This window comes from Luteibacter sp. 3190 (assembly GCF_031456385.1).
Lineage (GTDB): Bacteria > Pseudomonadota > Gammaproteobacteria > Xanthomonadales > Rhodanobacteraceae > Luteibacter.
Map to the genome: position 1 here is coordinate 53,468 of NZ_JAVDUO010000006.1, position 14,066 is coordinate 67,533.

The following is a 14,066-nucleotide window of genomic DNA, read 5'->3' on the forward strand; positions in this document are numbered from 1 at the left end:
GGGATCTCATGAACAGAGCGCTTGCCATCGTCGCCCTGCTGGGCGGCATCGTCGCGATCGCGCCGGCCGCGGAGGCCGACAGCGGTCGCATCGCCTTCCATGGCGCGATCGTCGAGCCCGCCTGCGCCGTCCGCGACATGCGGCTGGACTGCCCACGGTCGCGCGAGGCCGCTGCGCAGGTCGTCGCCTTCGACGGCAACGCTGCAAACGGGCGACTCCAATCGGAACTGTTCGACTACGCGCGGGCCCGCGATCCGGACCGCACGTGGCGCCTTCTCGAAGTCACCTGGCGCTGAACATCAGGTCGGGAAACCCCAGATCGCGCGGTCGAGGTCGTGGTCGAGGCCGAACGCGCTCATGGGCACCCGGCCGTCCTTCACCACGACGCCCTCGGCCTTGAGCCGGCGGCACTGCTCGCGGTATCCCGCCGTGCCGGACGGGATGCCGATCTTCCCGTCGGCACGAAGCACCCGGTGCCACGGCAGGTCAAGCCGGTTCGGCGCGTCGCCCAGCACCCGGCCGATCAGCCGTGCGCGCCCCGGATAGCCCGCGCGCGCCGCTATCGCACCGTAGCTCGCGACCCGACCGCGCGGGATCGCGGCGACCGCCTCGATGATCCGTTTCGCCCGGAGCGCGCGGGCCTCGTCGTCGTCGATGTCATCAACCATGGCGGTTTCGTGCATGTCGGCTGGAAGCCGGGAGCGTACCATCGTGGTCCCGACGACGGACCCGTGGACGGTCATGCGACATTTCGAGGCGATTCGCTCCCACGTAGGCGCCATTCACCGGCTGCGCCAGAACGAGCCCTACCTCATCAGCTTCGACCTTGAACTGCCCGACGGGCGGCACCAGGGCATCTATCTGGCCGAACTCGAGGACGGCGACGGGCAGCGCTTCCTGCGGCTGTCGACGCCCATCGGCCCTCTCGCCGGCGTGGATGCGCGCCGCTGCCTGCGCTTCAACTGGGAGCAGCGCACCGGCTATCTCGCGGAGGCCGATCTGGACGGATCGCCCTACCTGCACCTGTGCGAGAACCGCCCCTACGATTACCTCGACGAGAACGAGCTGGCCCGCCTCATCGAAGAACTGGGCGCCACGGGCGACCAGCTCGAGCAAGTGGTCAACGGCGAAGCCGACGCGCTCTAGGCCGCCCGCGCTACAACCGGTAGGAGCGCGCCCTGCGCGCGACAACTCCTCGCGAGAAGCCCAGGACCTGCGGCTCACGGCCTCAAAACATGTCGCGCGCAAGGCGCGCTCCTACGCGAAGACCGGGCGGTGGTATAGGAGCGCGCCCTGCGCGCGACAGCTCCTCGCGAGAAGCCCCAGGACCTGCGGCTCTCGGCCTCAAAACATGTCGCGCGCAAGGCGCGCTCCTACGCGAGGACCGGGCGGTGATGTAGGAGCGCGCCCTGCGCGCGACAGCTTCTCGCGAGGAGCCCAGGACCTGCGGCCCACGGCTCCAAGACAGGCCGCGCGGCCTGTCAGAAGAGCAGGCGGCCCAGCTTGACCAGGCCGTAGCCGATGCCCGCGGTGATCGGCAGCGTCAGGATCCAGGCCCAGACCATGCGCTCGACCACCGACCAGCGGATGGCGTTGAAGCGCTTGGCTGCGCCCACGCCCATGATCGAGGCCGAGACGTTGTGGGTCGTCGACACCGGCACGCCGAGCATCGAGGCGGTGAGGATCACGGCGGCCGAACTGCCCTCCGCGGCGAAGCCGTTGATCGGATGCAGCTTGACCATCTTGTGGCCCAGCGTCTTGATGATGCGCCAGCCGCCGCCCGCCGTGCCTCCGGCCATGGTCAGCGCGCAGACGACCTTCACCCAGACCGGGATCGGGAAGCCGCCGGCCGCCGCCGGGTCATGCGGGATGCGCAGGAAGTGCAGGAACGCGGGAAGGTGGTCGAACTGGCCGGCGGCGGTCGCGCCCGCCAGCGCCAGGGCGATGATGCCCATGCTCTTCTGCGCGTCGTTCATGCCGTGGGACAGGCCCATCGCGCTGGCCGACAGGATCTGCGCCTTGCCGAAGAAGCTGTTGACGAACGGCGTGCGCCCGAAGCGGCGCAGCGGCCCCTTCTGGCTGGAGAAGAAGCCCAGCAACGCGTAGAGCCCGCCCATGATGACGAAGCCGATGACGAAGCCGAGGAAGGGCGAGACGATCATCGGCACGATGACCTTCGGCACGACGCCCTTGCCGAGCCACCAGTGCTCGCCGCCCTGCCACCAGATGATGGAGTGGAAATTGCCGTCCGCGGCCGCCAGCGCGGCGCCGCAGAGGCCGCCGACCAGCGCGTGGCTGGAGCTCGACGGCAGGCCCATCCACCACGTGATGAGGTTCCAGATGGTGGCGCCGAGCAACGCGCTGATCAGCAGGTGCGAACCGACGTCCACGACGCCGGTGTCGATCAGGCCCGAGGCGATGGTGGCCGCGACCGCCGTGCCCCAGAGGGCGCCGGCGAGGTTGGTGACGGCCGCCAGGAGGACCGCCTGGCCGGGCGTGAGTACCTTGGTGGCGACCACGGTGGCGATCGAGTTCGCCGTGTCGTGGAAACCATTGATGTACGTGAACGCGAGTGCGATCAGGACGACCGCGAGGACCATGCTCATGGGACGCCCGCCGTCAGGAGTTCTTGAGCACGATGGAATAGACGACGTTGCCCACGTCGCGGCACTTGTCGACGGCCTTCTCGACCAGCTCGAAGAGGTCCTTCGCGAGGATCGCCTTCAGCGGATCGGAGTTCTCGGCGTAGAGCGTGCGGTACGGATCGAGCAGGAGGCGATCGGCCTCCGATTCCAGGGCCTGCAGCTGGTCGCGGAGCTTCTTGACCGGGTCGATCTTCAGGCCGTGGCGGAGCTGCCCGATCATGTCGACCACGACGTCGGCCGAGCGCTCCAGCAGCGCGGCGCGCTGGCTGAAGTCGATGCCCTGCAGACGCTCGGCGACGATCACGTAGCGCTCGGCGAACTTCTCGATGGTCTTCGGGATCTTGTACAGCGCGGAGTTCAGCGCCTCGATGTCCTCGCGGTCCAGCGCGGTCACGAACGTGTTCACCAGTTCCTCGCCGATCTGCCCGTGCAGGGCCTTCTCGCGGGCGCGGGCCGTGCTGAAGGCCGCCATCACCGGCGTGCGGTCGGTCTTGGTCACCAGTTCGTGCATGGCCCGGGCGCTTTCGCGGGCGGCCTCGGCGCTCGCCTCGAGCAGGCCATAGAACTTGTCGCCCTTACCGAAGATCGTCTGGAGTGAAAACATGGGGTCGCCTGGGGGAACTTGGGGGATTTGTGACGCCAATGTTACCGGACTGGCCGGGCGCATGGGTTTCGACCCACGCGTTCCGGCCGAATCCGCCTGCCGACGGGGAACGTCCACGACCGCGCGAGGCCATCTGCTATATAAGCCCCCGATGCTCAGCGAACTCCTTCTTCTTTTCGTCCTGTCCCTCGGCAACGCGTTCTTCGCCCTGTCCGAGATGTCCGTGGTCGCTTCGCGCAAGAGCCGCCTGAAGCAGCTGGCCCGCGACAGCCGTCGCGCGCGGGTCGCCCTGCAGCTGGCCGAAGCCCCCGAGCACTTCCTGTCCACCGTGCAGGTGGGCATGACCCTGATCATCCTCGTCACCGGCGCCGTGGCGGGCGACCGGCTGGGCGAGCATTTCGCGGAGATCGTGCACGGCGACGCCCCCGCCTGGTTCGAACCCTGGTCGCGCGCGCTCGGCTGGCTGGTGGGCTTCCTGCTCATGTCGCTGGTGCAGATCGTGATCGGCGAGCTCGTGCCCAAGCGCGCGGCCCTGTCCGCCCCCGAGAAGATCGCCTGCCAGATCGCGATGCCGATGCTGGTCGTGTCGCGGATCACGCTGCCGATGGTATGGCTGCTCAACCACCTGTCGACCGGCATCCTGCGCGTGTTCCGCCTGAACCGCGCGGCCGCGGCCGCCGCCACGGAAGAGGAGATCCGCCTCCTCGTGGCCGAGAGCGCCGAGCAGGGGATCCTCGACAGCGACGAGCGCAACATGGTCAATCGCGTGCTGCGCCTCGGCGACCGGACCGTCGGCTCCGTGATGACCCCGCGCATGAAGATCGCCTGGCTCGACCAGGCCGCGACGCGCGAGGACAACCTCGAGGTGCTCCGGCAGACGCAGTTCTCGCGCTACCCCGTGTATCGCCGCGACGAGAGCGAGGTGATCGGCACGGTGGAGGTCAAGTCGCTGATCGGCTCGCTCGAGCGCGGACCGGTGGACCTCTTCGCCCACGTCGCCCGCCCCCTGTTCGTGCCGGCGACGGCGCGGGCCCTCGACCTGCTCGAGGCGTTCCGGGACGCGGACACGCAGCTGGCGCTCGCCGTCGACGAGTACGGCGACATCGAGGGACTGGTCACGCTGAACGACCTGCTGACGGCCGTCGTCGGCGCCACCGCGCCCGCGGCCGACGATGTCGCCCACGAAGGTCCCATCGTCCGCCGCGACGACGGCAGCTGGCTGATCGACGGCGGCCTGCCCGCCGACGACCTGCGCGAACTCCTCCAGCTCGACCGGCTGCCGAACGAGGAGGAGCACGATTTCCGCACGGTGGCCGGCATGATCACCACGCACTTCGGGCATATCCCGCGCGCCGGGGAGTCGTTCGTCTGGCAGGGCAACCGCTTCGAAGTGGTCGACATGGACGGGGCGCGCATCGACAAGGTGCTGGTGAGCAGCGTCGGCACCGACGAGGTCGCCGCCGCCACGGAATGAACCGGATCGATTCAATGCCGGTTCAAGCCCGTGCGGCGACAGTCGGACCATGACGCCCAAGGAACCCCGGGAAGACAAGACCGCCGCCCTGCTCAGGGCGGCACTCATGTCCACGCCGGGCGAGCGCATCACCGTCGAACAGCTGCTGGAGCCGTTGCGCCGCCGCGCGTTCGGATTCCTCCTCCTGCTGCTGGCCATCCCCAACTTCATCCCCGTGCCGCTTGGCATCGGCGGCGTCATGGGCGTGCTGGTGATCGCCCTCGGCGTCGAGATGCTGATCGGCCTCGAACATCCCTGGATCCCGGGCTTCCTGCGCCGGCGGACGATGTCGCGCGAGGGGCTGCTGCGCTTCCTCGACCGCATCGCGCCCGTCACGCGCCGGCTCGAGCGCATCTGCAAGCCGCGCGTGCAGCGCCTGACACGACGCCCCTTCACCTTCGTGTCGGGGGCGATCATGATCCTCGTCGGCATCCTGCTGGCGCTGCCGATCCCGTTCACGAACTACGTCTTCGGCGCCATGCTCATCGCGTTCGCCTTCGCGCTGGTCGAGCGCGACGGCATCCTGCTGCTGGCGGTGTGGACAAGCACCGCCGCGATGGTCGTCGCCTCGGCCACCTTCAGCCGCGCGCTGGTGCAGCTCTTCCGCGACATGTTCTGAGCAGGCAACCCGTTGGAGCGGACCTGGCCGCGACAGCTTTTCGCGAGGAGCGACAGGGCCTGTGGCTCTCCGCGAAAAGCCGTCGCGGCCAGGTCCGCTCCCACAAATGTTCTGTTCTAGTCGCGCTTGTGCGCGATGTCCGCCATGCGCTGGGCGTCGGCGAGGATGCCGTGGAGGATGCGCAGCTCGCGCAGTTCCGGCCGCGCGCGAAGGAAGATCTTGCGCAGCTTGAGCATGATCGTGGTCGGCGAGCGGCCCTTGTGGAACTCGATGTCGTCGAGCGTCCTGCCGAGGTGCTCGAAGAACCGCTCGAGCTGTTCGGCGTCGGCGGGCACCTCGTCCGGATCCGCCTCGGCCACGACGGGTACCTGTTCCTCGGCCAGCAGCGCGGTGCGCAGCTCGTACGCCACCACCTGCACGGCCTGCGAAAGGTTCAGCGAGCTGAAGTCGTCGACGCTCGGGATCCGGACCATGGCATGGCAGCGCGACAGCTCGTCGTTCTCCAGCCCCGTGCGCTCGTTGCCGAAGACCAGGGCCACCTGCTCGCCGCGGCGCGCGGCGGCGATGGCCTGCGCCGCGCCCTCGCGCGGGTCGAGCTCCGGCAGGTTCACCCCGCGGCGGCGGGCGGAGAGGCCGAGCGCGAACGTGGTCCCGGCGAGGCCGGCCACGAGGTCGTCGTGGATCGCCGCGCCGGCCAGCACGTCGTCCGCGCCCGCCGCGAGTGCCGTCGCCTCGGGATCGGGGAAGCGATGCGGAGCGACCAGGGTCATCCGGTCGAAGCCCATCGTGCGGATGGCGCGCGCCGCCGAACCGATGTTCCCCGAGTGCGAGGTGCGGACGAGGACGAAGCGGAGGCGGTCGTGGAGCTCGGAAAGGGCCATGGGCGGACGGGACTGGCGGCAGGACCGGAAAGTCTACAACGGCAATGACTTGGGCGAGAGGCGGCGCGGTGTTAAACTTCCCGGCCGATGCGGCACGACCGCCTCCCCCGTTCTTTTGCCAAGCCGATCCCCATGCCAAGACCCGCCGTCAACGTCGCGGCGCGCGCCGCGCGCTCCGCAGGAAACATCATCCTGCGTTACATGAATCGCATCGAAGGCCTCACGGTCGTCGAGAAGCAGCGGATGGACTTCGCCTCCGAGGTCGATCGCCTCGCCGAAGCCGAGATCGTCAAGGAACTCCGCCGCGCCTATCCCACCCATGCCATCGTCGGCGAGGAATCCGGCCAGATCGGCAAGGGTCCGCTCACCTGGGTGATCGATCCGCTCGACGGCACCCACAACTACCTGCGCGGCATTCCGCATTTCTGCGTGTCCATCGCGCTGGTCGAGAAGGGCGAGCCGGTCTATGGCGTGGTGTTCGATCCCCTGCGCGACGAACTCTTCACCGCCAGCAAGGGCGACGGCGCCTACCTCAACGATCGCCGCATCCGCGTGAGCAAGCGCGAGGGCCTTTCCGGCGCGCTGATCGCCACCGGTTATCCGTACCGCGCGCGCAACCACCTCGAGGCCCAGCTGGCCATGACGGCCGAACTGCTGAAGGAAGCCGAGGACATCCGTCGCATGGGTTCGGCCGCGCTCGACCTCGCCTATGTCGCCGCGGGCCGCGTCGACGGCTTCTTCGAGCCGGGCCTCAACGTGTGGGACATCGCCGCGGGCGCCCTCCTCGTCCGCGAGGCCGGTGGCGTCTACGGCGATTTCGCCGGCCGCGAGGGCCTGCCCGAGAACGGCAACATCATCGCCGCGAACCACAAGGTCGCCGCCGCCATGACGCAGGTCATTGGCGCCAACGCGACCGCGCGCCTGCTGCAGGCCTAAGCCACGATGACGGGGCGGCGCATTCCGCGCCGCCTCCTGGGCATAGGCTTACCGCGATCAGGCTAAAGACGACACGCTGACCGTCGTCGCCTGCCCTATCGACCCGCACGCCGTCACCGCTAATCACTTTCGGCACGCTGCGTCATCCCTGTTCCCGACGCGGCGTGGGTATCCGCTGTCCCGCCTGCGGCATCCGATTCCTAGGATGACGGCAGCTCCTCGCAACGAGGCGCTGCTGTCCCCTCCCCAAGGAATTCCCATGCCCCATCCCACTTCCAGGCGACTCGCCCTGGCCGCCCTCGCCTCCGCCCTGACCTTCGGCGCCGTGACGGCACACGCCCGCGTGCAGACCATGATCGTCACGTCCGATCCGCAATACCCCTGGACCGAGCGAACCGACGCCGGCTTGCCGGAGAACGACGAGGAGCGCAACCGTCGCTCCGAGCGTCTGATTCGCGAGCAGTACGAGAGTATCGCGGCTTATCGCGCGGCCAGGCCGGGCGAGGACATTCCGGTGATCGTCAACGGCGACCTCACCGCCTATGGCCATGGCTGGCAGCGAACGAAGATGGACGAATTGCTCGGCATCCTGGGCGACAACGTCCACCTCGGCCTCGGCAATCACGATTATCAGAACAACATCCGCCAGCCCGACGGCAACGGCTGCTACAACAATGGCTGCGCGCGCGACAGCATCGAAGACACCGCGAGGCATGTTCGGCGAAAGCGCACACGCTTGTCGTTCGACTGGACGACCGACCAGGGCGCGCTCAGCGATACGCATAGCGGTAGCCTGGCCTATGCGTTCACGGGCAAGGGCTTCGAGGGTGCGCTGCAGTTCCAGCTCAACAACCATCCCGATTACGAAGCCTCCTTCTCGAGCCTGTACAACCTGCGCACGCAGGAGTACCGGATCACGCGTTCGCTGCCGTGGATGAACCACATTCTCTCGACCCATCTTCCGCGGCCAGAACATGAGTTCGCCATCGTCCACATGCATCAGGACACCCACCTCGGTCCCGACTTCGCACGGGCGATGTCGACGCATGGCGTCACGGCGATCTTCGCGGGCCACCTGCATCACTACCATGGGCGCTACGGCACCATTGGCGGTACGCCGATCTACCTGAGCGGTTCGGCGTCGCAGCGTACCTATCTGATCGTCGAACACGACACCGACACGCGCGAACTACGCATCTACGGCGTGCGGGACAACGATCCGTCGAAGAAGACACTCATCGAGTCGCTGTCGACCCGTCGGGGCGGCTGACGAGCTCATCGGCTCAATCGTGCCGTTCCTTCAGCAGGTTGCGCAGGAACGGCACGGTGACGCGCCGCTGCGCGGCGAGCGAGGCGCGGTCCAGCGTGTCGAGCAGATCGAGCAGCGTGCCGAGGTCGCGCGCGTGGTGGGCGAAGAGCCAGTCGAGCACGACGTCGTCGAGTTCGATGCCACGCGCGCCGGCCTGTTCGCGCAGCACGTCGCGCCGCTCCGCATCGCCCAGCGGCTTGAGCACCGCCTGCGTCAGCGAACCGAGCCGCGAACGGAGATCGGGCAACGCGATGTCCAGCGACACGGGTGCGCCGGAAGCCGAGAACAGCAGCGTGCAGCCTTCAGCGCGGTAGCGATTGAAGGTGTCGAACAGCGCGTGCTCGGCATCGGCCTCGCCGGCGATCGAGTCGATGTCGTCGATCGCCAGCACATCGCTTCCGGCCATGCCGCGGACCGCCGCCGCGCGCGAGCCGCGCAATCCCGCCAGCGGCAGGTACTGGGCCGTCCGGCCGGCGTCGATCGCCGCCTGGCATGCGGCGATGAGGAGGTGCGTGCGTCCACTGCCGACCGGGCCGGCCACGAACACCCATGGCGCCGCGGCGTCCTCGGCGGCCGCGCGCAGCGCGTCGACGGCCGCGGCGTTCTCGCCCGGATGGAAATGCTCGAACCGCTGGCGGCGGGGCCAGCGCAGCGCGAGGGGAAGCTGTGTCGTCATGGGACGCGGTCGTCGGGCAGCACCGGACGCGTACCGCCCGTGCCGACGTGCACCTCGACGTCGACCTCGACGGGAATCGCATCGTCGTCGACGGCGCCCGCCGGCGTGCCGGTGTAGAGGTCGCTCTCGCGGTAGCGGGTGAAGACGTAGCGCAGCAGCACGACCACGACCGAGGCGGCCGGCAGCGCCAGCAGCACGCCGAGGAAACCGAACAGGTGACCGCCCGCCAGGACGGCGAAGATCACGGCCACCGGATGCAGGCCGATCTTGCCGCCGACGAGGCGCGGCACCAGCACGTAGCCTTCCAGCAGCTGCCCGACGGTGAAGACGACCGCGACGAGGATCACGTGCATCCAGTCGCCGTACTGCACGAGCGCGGCGATCAGCGCGGCGACGAAGCCGATCATGAAGCCGAGGTACGGGACGAAGCTGAGCAGGCCGGCCACCATGCCGATCAGCGGACCGATCGAGATGCCGACCAGCGTGAGGCCGAGGCCGTAGAAGACGCCCAGCGCCAGCATGACCAGCAGCTGGCCGCGGACGAAGGCGCCGAGCACCTGGTCCGACTCGCGCGAGAGGCGCACCACCGTCGGTTCGATGGAACGCGGCAGCAGGCGCTGGATGTGCGCGATCATCGTGTCCCAGTCGCGCAGCAGGTAGAACGCGACCACGGGGATCAGGACGGCGTTCGTCAGCCAGGTGACGATGCCCATGCCCGACTGCGTGACCTTGGCGACCGTCTTCGCGGCGATGCTGCCGACCGAGCCGATGTGTTCCTTGACGGTGGCGAGCAGGCGGTCGGTGTCGAACACGTTCGGATCGAGGCGCAGGCGCGTCTGGATCCAGGGCAGCGCGGTGTTGCGCACCCAGTCGACGTAGCGCGGCAGGTTTTCCGAAAGGCTTTCGAACTGGTGCTGGATCAGCGGGATCAGCAGGAGGACCACGCCGATGAAGACCAGCGTGATCACGGTGAACACGATGCTCACCGCCCAGGTCCGGCCCATGCCGAGGCGCTGCAGGCGGTCGGCCAGCGGATCGCCCAGGTAGGCCAGCATCGCGGCGAGCGCGAACGGCATCAGGACCGGCGCAAGCAGCCAGATCACGAAGATGATGACGGCGGCGATCGCGAGCATCTGCCAGCGGCGCGAGGTGTCGTGAGTCATGCGAGTCCAGTTTCGGCGTGAAGGCCCGCGCCCATGGTCCCTGTGCGCGGGTGATGCGATTGTCGCGGATCGCCCCCCGTTTGGGCGAATCGAGCGGGATCAGGGCACCCAGCGGACCGCGAGGTCGGCGCCGTCGTGGCCGTCGGCGGCAAGGATATGGCCGCCGGACGCATAGCCTGCGACCAGTCGCGCCAGCGGCGCGTTGGCGCTGACCGCGAGCAGGACGCCGTCGGCCGTGGCGCCGACCGGAGCCACGGTCTTCACGGCCGGGTCGTTGCCGAAGGTCGAGAGGAGACCCGCGTAGTCGGCCGCCGAGCGCAGGCCGGACACCCAGACCTTGCCACTGGAACTGCCGCCCTGGGTCGCCGCGAACTGGCGGTCGAGCTTGTCGGCCATGGCGTTGGCGCCATTGGTCAGCAGGGCCGCGCGTGCCTCGCCGCTGTCCTTCCAGCTGGAGGTCTTGCCGGCCGAGACGAGCGTCCAGTCGGTCTGGTCGTCGCCGATGCGGCCGACGAGGATGACGCCGGTGTTGTACTGACGGGCGACGGTCGCGACCGCGCCGGGGTCGCCGCTGGCGAGCGCGTTCGCGTCCGGCGCATGGCCGTCCTTCGGCACGACGATCGTGTAGCCGCGCGAATCGGCCATCTGGGCGAGCGGAGAGATATCCTGCTGTCCGAGCAGCTTGCCCGACGCGTCGCGGGCGACGACCAGCACCGGCGCCTTGGGCGCGGCGGCCGCGGCGTCACCGACGGCCAGCACCCGGCGGATGGCGCCCGGATCGAACACGATGTCGAGGCTGAGCGGCGCGCCGTTGGCGCCGTTCGTCCGGGCGTACTGGTATTGCTGGACGAGGCCGCCGGGCTGCTTCATCGCATCCGCGTAACCGGGCTTGCCGCGCGGGTCCGCGCCGTTCGAGGCCCGTGCCAGCACCTGGGTCAGGCCCGTGGCGAACGCCTGGTCGCGCACGGCGGCGCTGGTGTCCGCGACCGGTACCGTCACCGTGTAGATGGACGTCTGCGCGATGGCGGTGCCGAGGCTGGCCATCACGAGGAGCATCAGGGAGGCGATGAGGCGGAATGGGCGCATGGGTTCGGCGTCGCTTTCGTCAAGAGGGGCAGTCTGCCCAAACCTTGCCATGGCGTCCATCCAGACCGCGTGCAGGCGGGCCCGCGGGCCCGCGGGCCGCTTGCTGCTATCATGCGCGGTTTCCAATACGCGCCGGTACCGCTTATGTCCTCCGACCAGGGCTCCCTCACCTACCGCGACGCTGGCGTCGACATCGATGCCGGCAATGCCCTCGTCGAGCGCATCAAGCCGCTGGTCAAGCGGACGTTCCGGCCCGAGGTGATGGGTGGACTGGGCGGCTTCGGCGGCCTGTTCGACCTTTCCGGCCGTTACAGGGAGCCGGTGCTGGTCTCCGGCACGGACGGCGTGGGCACCAAGCTCAAGCTCGCCCAGCAGCTGGGCCGGCACGACACGATCGGCATCGACCTGGTCGGCATGTGCGTCAACGACGTGCTCGTGCAGGGCGCCGAACCGCTGTTCTTCCTCGATTACTTCGCGACCGGCAAGCTCGACGTCGACACCGCCGCGGCGGTCGTCGGCGGCATCGCGCGCGGCTGCGAGCTGGCGGGCTGCGCCCTGATCGGCGGCGAGACCGCCGAGATGCCGGACATGTATCCGCCGGGCGAGTACGACCTGGCCGGCTTCACCGTCGGCGCGGTCGAGAAGTCCGCGATGAACGACGGCTCGTCCATCGTCGCCGGCGACGTCATCCTCGGCGTCGCGTCCTCGGGTCCGCATTCGAACGGTTACTCGCTGATCCGTCGCATCCTCGAGCGCGCCGGTTCGCCGCTGGAGACGGAGGTCGGTGGCGTGAAGCTGGTCGACGCGCTGATGGCGCCGACGACGATCTACGTGAAGCCGATGCTCGAACTGATCGGCAAGGTCGACGTCCACGGCATGGCCCACATCACCGGTGGCGGCCTCACCGAGAACATCATCCGCGTCGTGCCCGAAGGCCTCGGCCTGTCGATCGACGCGTCGAGCTGGGAACTGCCGCCCGTGTTCCAGTGGCTGCAGCGCGAAGGCAACGTCGCCCGCGAGGAGATGTGGCGTACGTTCAACTGCGGCATCGGCTTCACGGTGCTGCTGGCGCAGGACCAGGTCGAGGCCGCGAAGGCCGCGCTCGCCGCGCACGGCCTCGCCAGCTGGACGATCGGTTCCGTCGTCGCCGCCACGGGTGGCGAGCGCGTGCACATCGCCTGATCGCGGCCATGGATCGTCCTTTGCGCGTCGCCGCGCTCGCCTCCGGGCGAGGCAGCAACCTCGCCGCGCTCATCGCCGCGCGCGACGCCGGCCGGCTGCCGGTGGAATTCACCCTGGCCGGCAGCGACAAGGCGCAGGCCGGCGCGCTCGCGGTCGCCCGTGACGCGGGCATCCCCACCGTCGCGCTCTCGCCGAAGGATTACGCCACCCGCGCCGACTTCGACGCGGCGCTGTTCGGCCGGGTCGCCGACAGCGGCGCGGATCTCCTCGTGCTGGCCGGCTACATGCGCATCGTCGACGCGGCCGTCGTCGCCGCGTGGGAAGGCCGTGCGATCAACGTGCATCCGTCGCTGCTGCCCAAGTACCGCGGGCTGCACACGCACCGCCGCTGCCTCGAGGCCGGCGACACCGAACACGGCGCCAGCGTGCACTTCGTGACCGCCGAACTGGACGGCGGACCGGTGGTGGCCCAGGCGCGCATCCCGGTCCACCCGGGCGACACCGAGGCCGATCTCGCGGAACGTCTGCTGGTCGAGGAGCACCGGCTCCTGCCCGCCGTCGTCGCGGCGATCGCGTCGGGGCGCCTGCGCTGGCACGGTGGCCCGGTGTTCGACGGGCAGGCGTTGACGTCTCCCCTGCGTCTCGCCGACCTGTGACGGCCTGAAGGTCGCGGCCTCCCTTCCGTTCAGCCGCCGTCGCTAAACTCGACGGCATGAAGACCACTACCCTGCTTCGCGCCGGCTTCGCGCTGGCCCTCGCCCTGCCCGCCGCCGCCTTCGCCGCGAGCGTGCCGCAGGCCTTCACGGCCACCTACAACGTGCTCCAGGGCGGCAGCCCGCTCGGCACCGCGACGATCCAGCTCAAGCCCGCCGGCAACGGCCAGTTCGAATACACGAACCAGAGCAAGGGCACGGCAGGCATCGCGGCGATGCTCGGCGCCAGCGTGTCGGAGACCTCGCGCTTCAGCTGGGCCGGCAACGTGCCGCAGCTGGTCAGCTACAGGTACGACATGCAGGCGATCAAGCCGAAGACGCGCGAGGTCACCGTCCAGGGCGCCACGGTGCAGGTGCAGGACAACAAGAAGAACTACAGCTACGCGTCGGTGCCGGGCATGGTCGATCGCAACACGCTTCCGCTCGCGTTGGGCGTGGCGCTCGGAGCCGGCCAGAAGGACGTCACGCTGCCTGTCGCGGTGAAGCAGGCGGTGGAGAACCAGCAGTTCAGGGCGGCGGCGAACGAGCAGGTCAAGGTCGAGGCCGGCACGTTCAACGCGGTCCGCGTCGACCGCGTGGACGAGAAGCGCGGCTTCACCGCCTGGTATGTTCCGAAGAAGTACCCGGTGCCCGTGAAGCTGGCCCAGACCGACGGCGGCGACCTGACGCTGGAACTCGTGAGCTACAGCGGGAAGTAAGCGGCGCGGTTCGGCGACAGGCCCCAAGAAAAAGCCCGCGC

Annotated in this window: 16 protein-coding genes; 9 read left to right on the forward strand and 7 right to left on the reverse strand. The window is 69.1% G+C overall.

Annotated features, from left to right (window positions below):
- Nucleotides 1–8: 8 nt before the first annotated feature.
- A complete protein-coding gene (locus J2X58_RS18330) occupies nt 9–296 on the forward strand; it encodes a hypothetical protein (protein WP_310050184.1) in 288 nt (95 codons plus the stop codon).
- 3 nt (nt 297–299) lie between these two features.
- On the opposite strand, the gene J2X58_RS18335 is transcribed toward J2X58_RS18330, so the two are convergent.
- Nucleotides 300–668: an MGMT family protein gene (locus J2X58_RS18335; RefSeq protein WP_310050310.1), complete on the reverse strand. Its 369-nt coding sequence runs from the start codon at nt 666–668 to the stop codon at nt 300–302.
- 73 nt (nt 669–741) lie between these two features.
- Here J2X58_RS18335 and J2X58_RS18340 point away from each other — a divergent pair, with 73 nt between their 5' ends.
- The gene (locus tag J2X58_RS18340) at nt 742–1,146 is read left to right on the forward strand and encodes a hypothetical protein (protein WP_090055074.1); all 405 of its coding nucleotides are present in this window, start codon (nt 742–744) and stop codon (nt 1,144–1,146) included.
- Nucleotides 1,147–1,481: 335 nt separating this feature from the next.
- Here the strand turns inward: J2X58_RS18340 and J2X58_RS18345 are convergent, their stop codons facing one another.
- Complete coding sequence (locus J2X58_RS18345) at nt 1,482–2,606, reverse strand: inorganic phosphate transporter (RefSeq protein ID WP_090180960.1); 1,125 nt, start codon at nt 2,604–2,606, stop codon at nt 1,482–1,484.
- Between the two features lie 13 nt (nt 2,607–2,619).
- Entirely contained in the window at nt 2,620–3,249 is a 630-nt protein-coding gene (locus tag J2X58_RS18350) for a pit accessory protein (RefSeq protein ID WP_090055078.1), read from the reverse strand.
- A gap of 151 nt (nt 3,250–3,400) precedes the next feature.
- Here J2X58_RS18350 and J2X58_RS18355 point away from each other — a divergent pair, with 151 nt between their 5' ends.
- Nucleotides 3,401–4,723 (forward strand): hemolysin family protein, encoded by a 1,323-nt coding sequence (locus J2X58_RS18355; RefSeq protein ID WP_090055080.1) that lies wholly within the window; start codon nt 3,401–3,403, stop codon nt 4,721–4,723.
- A gap of 49 nt (nt 4,724–4,772) precedes the next feature.
- Nucleotides 4,773–5,381, forward strand: coding sequence for an exopolysaccharide biosynthesis protein (locus J2X58_RS18360; protein WP_310050192.1), 609 nt, complete (start codon nt 4,773–4,775; stop codon nt 5,379–5,381).
- A 116-nt stretch (nt 5,382–5,497) separates the two neighbouring features.
- Here J2X58_RS18360 and J2X58_RS18365 read toward each other — a convergent pair whose 3' ends face one another.
- Nucleotides 5,498–6,262, reverse strand: a complete 765-nt coding sequence (locus J2X58_RS18365; RefSeq protein WP_310050195.1) for an RNA methyltransferase — start codon at nt 6,260–6,262, stop codon at nt 5,498–5,500.
- 132 nt (nt 6,263–6,394) lie between these two features.
- Between J2X58_RS18365 and J2X58_RS18370 the strand changes: the two genes are divergently transcribed.
- Complete coding sequence (locus J2X58_RS18370) at nt 6,395–7,198, forward strand: inositol monophosphatase family protein (protein WP_090055084.1); 804 nt, start codon at nt 6,395–6,397, stop codon at nt 7,196–7,198.
- Between the two features lie 259 nt (nt 7,199–7,457).
- Nucleotides 7,458–8,468, forward strand: a complete 1,011-nt coding sequence (locus tag J2X58_RS18375; protein ID WP_310050197.1) for a metallophosphoesterase family protein — start codon at nt 7,458–7,460, stop codon at nt 8,466–8,468.
- Nucleotides 8,469–8,481: 13 nt separating this feature from the next.
- Here J2X58_RS18375 and hda read toward each other — a convergent pair whose 3' ends face one another.
- The 3 genes from hda to J2X58_RS18390 form a co-directional block, all read right to left on the reverse strand.
- Complete coding sequence (hda, locus tag J2X58_RS18380) at nt 8,482–9,183, reverse strand: DnaA regulatory inactivator Hda (protein ID WP_090180971.1); 702 nt, start codon at nt 9,181–9,183, stop codon at nt 8,482–8,484.
- The gene (locus J2X58_RS18385; protein ID WP_090180974.1) at nt 9,180–10,346 is read right to left on the reverse strand and encodes an AI-2E family transporter; all 1,167 of its coding nucleotides are present in this window, start codon (nt 10,344–10,346) and stop codon (nt 9,180–9,182) included. Before J2X58_RS18385 ends, hda begins: the two co-directional genes overlap by 4 nt.
- 99 nt (nt 10,347–10,445) lie before the next feature.
- Nucleotides 10,446–11,432 (reverse strand): DUF2066 domain-containing protein, encoded by a 987-nt coding sequence (locus tag J2X58_RS18390; protein ID WP_310050201.1) that lies wholly within the window; start codon nt 11,430–11,432, stop codon nt 10,446–10,448.
- 144 nt (nt 11,433–11,576) lie between these two features.
- Here J2X58_RS18390 and purM point away from each other — a divergent pair, with 144 nt between their 5' ends.
- From purM to J2X58_RS18405, 3 genes are read left to right on the forward strand one after another with little or no spacing between them, the layout of a single operon-like run.
- Nucleotides 11,577–12,614: a phosphoribosylformylglycinamidine cyclo-ligase gene (gene purM, locus J2X58_RS18395; protein WP_310050204.1), complete on the forward strand. Its 1,038-nt coding sequence runs from the start codon at nt 11,577–11,579 to the stop codon at nt 12,612–12,614.
- An 8-nt stretch (nt 12,615–12,622) separates the two neighbouring features.
- On the forward strand, nt 12,623–13,270 hold the full coding sequence (gene purN / locus J2X58_RS18400) for a phosphoribosylglycinamide formyltransferase (protein WP_310050207.1): 648 nt from the start codon (nt 12,623–12,625) through the stop codon (nt 13,268–13,270).
- Nucleotides 13,271–13,326: 56 nt separating this feature from the next.
- On the forward strand, nt 13,327–14,025 hold the full coding sequence (locus J2X58_RS18405; protein ID WP_310050209.1) for a DUF3108 domain-containing protein: 699 nt from the start codon (nt 13,327–13,329) through the stop codon (nt 14,023–14,025).
- The last annotated feature ends 41 nt before the right edge of the window (nt 14,026–14,066 follow it).

What these genes read in the sequence shown, in the direction of transcription:
- J2X58_RS18385 (WP_090180974.1), bottom strand. Translation starts at nt 10,346, where the DNA reads ATGACTCACGACACCTCGCGCCGCTGGCAGATGCTCGCGATCGCCGCC.
- J2X58_RS18365 (WP_310050195.1), bottom strand. Translation starts at nt 6,262, where the DNA reads ATGGCCCTTTCCGAGCTCCACGACCGCCTCCGCTTCGTCCTCGTCCGC.
- J2X58_RS18370 (WP_090055084.1), top strand. Translation starts at nt 6,395, where the DNA reads ATGCCAAGACCCGCCGTCAACGTCGCGGCGCGCGCCGCGCGCTCCGCA.
- purM (WP_310050204.1), top strand. Translation starts at nt 11,577, where the DNA reads ATGTCCTCCGACCAGGGCTCCCTCACCTACCGCGACGCTGGCGTCGAC.
- hda (WP_090180971.1), bottom strand. Translation starts at nt 9,183, where the DNA reads ATGACGACACAGCTTCCCCTCGCGCTGCGCTGGCCCCGCCGCCAGCGG.
- J2X58_RS18335 (WP_310050310.1), bottom strand. Translation starts at nt 668, where the DNA reads ATGGTTGATGACATCGACGACGACGAGGCCCGCGCGCTCCGGGCGAAA.
- J2X58_RS18350 (WP_090055078.1), bottom strand. Translation starts at nt 3,249, where the DNA reads ATGTTTTCACTCCAGACGATCTTCGGTAAGGGCGACAAGTTCTATGGC.
- J2X58_RS18375 (WP_310050197.1), top strand. Translation starts at nt 7,458, where the DNA reads ATGCCCCATCCCACTTCCAGGCGACTCGCCCTGGCCGCCCTCGCCTCC.
- J2X58_RS18330 (WP_310050184.1), top strand. Translation starts at nt 9, where the DNA reads ATGAACAGAGCGCTTGCCATCGTCGCCCTGCTGGGCGGCATCGTCGCG.
- J2X58_RS18345 (WP_090180960.1), bottom strand. Translation starts at nt 2,606, where the DNA reads ATGAGCATGGTCCTCGCGGTCGTCCTGATCGCACTCGCGTTCACGTAC.
- J2X58_RS18355 (WP_090055080.1), top strand. Translation starts at nt 3,401, where the DNA reads ATGCTCAGCGAACTCCTTCTTCTTTTCGTCCTGTCCCTCGGCAACGCG.
- J2X58_RS18360 (WP_310050192.1), top strand. Translation starts at nt 4,773, where the DNA reads ATGACGCCCAAGGAACCCCGGGAAGACAAGACCGCCGCCCTGCTCAGG.
- J2X58_RS18340 (WP_090055074.1), top strand. Translation starts at nt 742, where the DNA reads ATGCGACATTTCGAGGCGATTCGCTCCCACGTAGGCGCCATTCACCGG.
- purN (WP_310050207.1), top strand. Translation starts at nt 12,623, where the DNA reads ATGGATCGTCCTTTGCGCGTCGCCGCGCTCGCCTCCGGGCGAGGCAGC.
- J2X58_RS18405 (WP_310050209.1), top strand. Translation starts at nt 13,327, where the DNA reads ATGAAGACCACTACCCTGCTTCGCGCCGGCTTCGCGCTGGCCCTCGCC.
- J2X58_RS18390 (WP_310050201.1), bottom strand. Translation starts at nt 11,432, where the DNA reads ATGCGCCCATTCCGCCTCATCGCCTCCCTGATGCTCCTCGTGATGGCC.